General features: G+C 70.6%; 7 protein-coding genes. 5 read left to right on the forward strand and 2 right to left on the reverse strand.

What is annotated here, in order from left to right; genetic code table 11:
- The coding region (coaBC, locus tag ACNPM4_RS19940) for a bifunctional phosphopantothenoylcysteine decarboxylase/phosphopantothenate--cysteine ligase CoaBC (RefSeq protein ID WP_448986922.1) at positions 1-602 on the reverse strand (602 nt) is incomplete at its 3' end.
- Positions 603-671: 69 nt separating this feature from the next.
- Between coaBC and ACNPM4_RS19945 the strand changes: the two genes are divergently transcribed.
- Both ACNPM4_RS19945 and ACNPM4_RS19950 read left to right on the forward strand, forming a co-directional pair.
- Complete coding sequence (locus ACNPM4_RS19945) at positions 672-1,373, forward strand: NRDE family protein (RefSeq protein ID WP_448986923.1); 702 nt, start codon at positions 672-674, stop codon at positions 1,371-1,373.
- 119 nt (positions 1,374-1,492) lie between these two features.
- Positions 1,493-2,500 carry a LacI family DNA-binding transcriptional regulator gene (locus ACNPM4_RS19950; protein ID WP_448986924.1) on the forward strand — a complete coding sequence of 336 codons (1,008 nt, stop codon included), beginning with the start codon at positions 1,493-1,495 and terminating at the stop codon, positions 2,498-2,500.
- A 13-nt stretch (positions 2,501-2,513) separates the two neighbouring features.
- Here the strand turns inward: ACNPM4_RS19950 and ACNPM4_RS19955 are convergent, their stop codons facing one another.
- Positions 2,514-3,485: a GlxA family transcriptional regulator gene (locus ACNPM4_RS19955; protein ID WP_448986925.1), complete on the reverse strand. Its 972-nt coding sequence runs from the start codon at positions 3,483-3,485 to the stop codon at positions 2,514-2,516.
- An 85-nt stretch (positions 3,486-3,570) separates the two neighbouring features.
- On the opposite strand from ACNPM4_RS19955, the gene ACNPM4_RS19960 reads away from it, so the two are divergent.
- The 3 genes from ACNPM4_RS19960 to ACNPM4_RS19970 all read left to right on the forward strand — a co-directional run.
- A complete protein-coding gene (locus ACNPM4_RS19960) occupies positions 3,571-3,732 on the forward strand; it encodes a hypothetical protein (protein ID WP_181156328.1) in 162 nt (53 codons plus the stop codon).
- Between the two features lie 33 nt (positions 3,733-3,765).
- Entirely contained in the window at positions 3,766-4,398 is a 633-nt protein-coding gene (locus ACNPM4_RS19965) for a LysE family translocator (RefSeq protein ID WP_029262802.1), read from the forward strand.
- Between the two features lie 47 nt (positions 4,399-4,445).
- On the forward strand, positions 4,446-4,682 hold a 237-nt coding region (locus tag ACNPM4_RS19970), incomplete at its 3' end, for a hypothetical protein (protein ID WP_448986926.1).

The following is a 4,682-nucleotide window of genomic DNA, read 5'->3' on the forward strand; positions in this document are numbered from 1 at the left end:
CCGAGGAAGCGTACGGGGTCGATGGGCTCGCGCGTGCCTCCGGCCGAGACGACGACCCGCATCCCGGCGAGGTCGCCGGGCGCCAGCAGCGCTCGGGCTGCCGCGAAGATCTCCTCGGGCTCCGACATCCGCCCTGCTCCGCTGTCGCCGCCCGCGAGCTCGCCGTCGGCCGGGCCGACGATGTGCACGCCGCGCTCCCGCAGCGTCGCGATGTTCGCCTGCGTGGCCCTGTTCCGCCACATCTCGGCGTGCATGGCCGGCGCGATCAGCACCGGAGCCTCGGTGGCGAGCAGGGTCGTACCCAGGAGGTCGTCGGCGAGACCGGCGGCGATCTTGGCGATCGAGTTCGCGGTCGCCGGCGCCACGATCACGAGCTCGGCGGCCTGGCCGAGTGCGACGTGCCGCACCTTGGCCACGTCGTCGTGCACGCTCGTGGTGACCGGGTGGCGACTGATCGCCTCCCACGTCGGCAGCCCGACGAAGCGCAGCGCATCCTCGGTGGGCACCACGGTCACGTCGTGCCCGCCCTTCGTGAGCAGGCGCACGAGGTGCACCGTCTTGTACGCGGCGATGCCGCCCGTGACTCCGACGACGATGTTCACATCTCGATTCTGCCGCAGCATCCGCCGCCGTGGGGCCGACGTCGTCGCCCTCGACCTAGACTTGGACCCGTGTGCACGGTCGTGATCGATGTCGAGAATGCCGGTGTCGCGAGACTCTTGGCGGTGCGTGACGAAGACCCGCAGCGGGAATGGGACGCCCTCGGCCCCTGGTGGCCGGAGCGGTATCCGGGCGTTGTCGGCATCCGGGATCGTCGCGCGGGCGGGGCCTGGCTCGCCGCAAACCCCGCGGAACGGCGGCTGGCCGTGCTGCTGAACCGCGCCGACGTGCGCGACCTCCCCGATGCGCACGCCGTCTCCCGCGGATCCCTCGCACTGGAATCGGTCACGGGCCGCTCCCCCGTCGCCCCGCTCCCCATGCACGGCTTCAACCTGCTGGAGGTCGGACCCGAGGGGGCGCGAGTGCTGTCGTGGGACGGCGTCGACCTGAGTGAGACACGCATCACCCCCGGCACGCACATGATCGCGCACGACGACCTCGACGATGAGGCGACTCCGCGGATCACCGCCTGGCTGCCGGAGTTCCGCGCTCTGGGCCCGACGGCCGACCTCGAGGACTGGGCCGGCGAATGGACAGCGCTCCTCGCGGCCTCCGCCGAGCTCTCGCCCGAAGACGACCGCGCGATCATCCGCGACAACCGCCCGCACGGGTACCCCACGCAGTCGCTCCTCTATGCGACGGCATCCGTCACCCCGACAGGCCTCGAGGTTCGCGATCACGCGCTCCCCGCACCGGCGCACTGGAGTGTCTGAGCGCACGCTCCGCGCATCACGGGGTGCAGGCGACGGATGCGCCACACCGAGGACTGCGTAGTCATTCTTGGCCTCCGCGCGGTCTAGCATGGGAAGCCCGGCACGGAAGAGGAGGGCCCATGCCGCCGAAGTCCCGCGGTGTGACCAGCGTCGACGTCGCCCGAGCGGCCGGTGTGTCGCAGACGACGGTGTCACGCATCGTCAACGGCCATGAGGGCGTGTCCGAGCGGGTGCGCGCCAAGGTCGAGGCGGCGATCCAGCAGCTCGACTACCGCCCCAACCTCAGCGCCCGAAGCCTCGTCACCAGCCGCACGCAGACGATCGGCGTCGTGCTCGGCGACCCGCGCAACAGCTACTACGCCGAACTGCTGCACACGATCAGCGATGATCTCAATCGCGCCGGATACCGGGCGCTCATCCTCAGCGGTCGCGCCGACACCACCGAAGACCTCGCGCGGACCTTGCGGGAGACGAACGTCGACGGCGTCATCCTCACGACGACGCTGCTCTCCCCCGATGACGAGGGTCGCATCGTGTCGCTCGGCGTCCCCGCGGTGACGATGGGCCCCGGCGCCGTGCCCGACAACGACTCGATCTCGCCCGACAACGTCGACGGAGGGCGCATCGCGGGCCGTCATCTGGCATCCCTCGGGCATCGACGCATCGGAGTGATCGCCGGTCCGCTCGGCACGACCTCCGTCCGCGATCGTCACGAAGGCTTCCTGTCGGAGCTCGAGGCGGCCGGGATCGTGTTCGACCCCTCGCTCCTGGACGTCGCCGATCTCGACTACACCAGGGCCTTCGAGGCAGCGACCCGCCTGCTGCAGCTGCCCGAACCGCCGACCGCGCTCTTCTGCCACAACGACCTCGTGGCCTTCGGCGCCCTGAACGCCGCGAAGGCGCTCGGAGTCAGCGTGCCGGATGAGGTGTCGGTGCTCGGGTTCGACGATGTCGCGATGTCGTCGTGGCAGGCCTTCGATCTGACGACGGTGCGCCAGCCGATCCTCGACATGGCGCACGGCGCCGTCGAGCTGCTGCTCGCGCGTCTCGCCGCGCCCGAACAGGACGCCGCGCACGTGCTGCTGCCCTGCTCACTGGTCGAGCGTTCGACCACCAGGGCGCTCTGACCGGAGCGCCCGCTCACGCCGCCGAAGACTCGTCCGACGCGCAGGAGAACCGCGCGCGGTAGGCCGTGGGGGTGAGTCCGAGGACCCGTGCGAAGTTCTGTCGGAGCACCGCCGCCGAGCCGAAGCCGCATTCGTCGGCGATGTGGTCGAGCGGAAGGTCGGTGCGCTCCAGCATCCGCTGCGCGTGGATGATGCGCTGGCGCGCGAGCCACGCGGCGGGCGTCGCCCCGTACTCGGCCTTGAAGCGCCGGGCGAAGGTTCGCGGTGACATCAGTGCCCTGGCCGCGAGCTGATCGACACCGAGGTCGTCGCGGAGGTGCTCGACGGCCCAGTCGGCGACCGCGGCGAGCGAGTCGGTGGCGACCACGGGGATCGGACGGTCGATGAACTGCGCCTGGCCGCCGTCACGCTGCGGCGGCACCACCATGCGGCGCGCGATGCGGTTCGTGAGCTCGGCACCCACCTCCTGCCGGAGCAGGTGCAGGCAGGCGTCGATCCCGGCGGCGGTGCCGGCGCTGGTGATGATCTTCCCGTCCTGCACGAAGAGCACGTCGGGGTCGATGTCGATCTGCGGGTACATGTCGGCCATGACGTGCGCGTACATCCAGTGCGTCGTCGCCCGACGCCCGTCGAGCACGCCGGCGGCGGCGAGGATGAACGACCCGCTGCAGACGCTCATCACCCCGGCGCCGCGGTCGACCGCGTGCCGGGCGACGTCGAGCAGGAGCGGATCGATGTCGCCCCAGCGCTCGCGAGGGAGCGGGCAGAACACCACGAGGTCGGCTTCGTACGCGAAGGCCAGGTCGTGCTCGACGTTGACGGAGAAGCCGATCTTCGACTGCACGACACCCGCGCGCGGGGCGACGATGCGGAAGTCGAAGTTCGGCACGCCGTCGCTGGATCGATCGAGTCCGAACGCCTCGCAGGCGACGCCGAACTCGAACGGCGCGAAGCCATCTTGGATGACGCAGGCCACTGTCTTCATGCACACTCCCGATTGGCAGTTTTCATACGATGGTAGTCGATTCTGCCACTCGTGACAGTTCGGCATCGAACGTAGCGTTTCTGCCATGATACTCGTCATCGCACTCCTCGCTCTGGTCGCATGGGCGACTATCGCCACCGTCATCGAACTCCGTCGCGACGGCTACCACCCCACGCCGACGGACTGGAATCGCGTCGGCGGCCGCGACGTCCACCAGAGGGCCGAGTCCGGACACGGCTACCGCTGAACCGAGCTCGACCCCCCGGTGTATGGTCGGCTCATGATCCCGCTCGACAGCCTCGTCGCCTTCGCCGTCGCCTCCGTCGTGATCATCGCCATCCCCGGTCCGAGCGTGCTGTTCGTGATCGGCCGCTCTCTCTCGCTCGGTCGCCGTGCCGGCGTGCTCAGCGTCGTCGGCAACGCCCTCGGCACCGTACCGGCCGTTCTCGCCGTGGCCTTTGGGGTCGGCGCCATCGTCGCCTCCTCCGTGGTGGCGTTCACCCTCATCAAGATCGTCGGCGCCGCCTACCTGGTCTGGCTCGGCGTGCAGGCGATCCGCCACCGTCACGACCACGTCCCTGATGCGGATCGGGCACCGGCCTCCGCCGCGAAGCTGCTGCGCCAGGGCTTCATCGTCGGTCTGACCAACCCGAAGACGATCGCGTTCTTCGTGGCCGTGCTCCCGCAGTTCGTCGTCCCGGCAGCCGGCCCGGTCTGGGCCCAGCTTCTTCTGCTCGGTCTCACCTTCCAGACGCTCGCACTGGTCTGCGACAGCGTGTGGGCCCTCGCCGCCGGAACCGCGCGCGCCTGGTTCGCCCGCTCGCCGCGTCGCATGTCGACGCTCTCCGGCACCGGCGGCGTGATGATGATCGGGCTCGGCGGCACGCTGGCCCTGACCGGCGCCAAGAGCTGAACCCCCTCCCCGTGCGGATCGCGGGCGCCACGGCTACGCTCGTCGTCATGAGCGAGCCCCAGCAGCCTCCCGCGCACCTGCCCGCCGATCCGCAATACCCCGGCACGCACACGTTCCCGACCCACGCGTCCAGTGCGCCGCCATCGACCCCCGCTGCTCCCGCTGCTCCCACGCATCCGACCGCCGCTCCCACGCATCCGACGGCCTACCCGACCGCTGCTGCGGCCTACCAGGCCGGGGCGCCGGGCCAGCCCGCGTCGTGGCCGGCCGCGGCGGCAGCTCCC

The organism is Microbacterium umsixpiens (genome assembly GCF_053543675.1).

Excerpts from the sequence above, each read along its gene's own strand:
- ACNPM4_RS19950 (WP_448986924.1), top strand. The coding sequence starts at position 1,493 with ATGCCGCCGAAGTCCCGCGGTGTGACCAGCGTCGACGTCGCCCGAGCG.
- ACNPM4_RS19955 (WP_448986925.1), bottom strand. The coding sequence starts at position 3,485 with ATGAAGACAGTGGCCTGCGTCATCCAAGATGGCTTCGCGCCGTTCGAG.
- ACNPM4_RS19960 (WP_181156328.1), top strand. The coding sequence starts at position 3,571 with ATGATACTCGTCATCGCACTCCTCGCTCTGGTCGCATGGGCGACTATC.
- ACNPM4_RS19965 (WP_029262802.1), top strand. The coding sequence starts at position 3,766 with ATGATCCCGCTCGACAGCCTCGTCGCCTTCGCCGTCGCCTCCGTCGTG.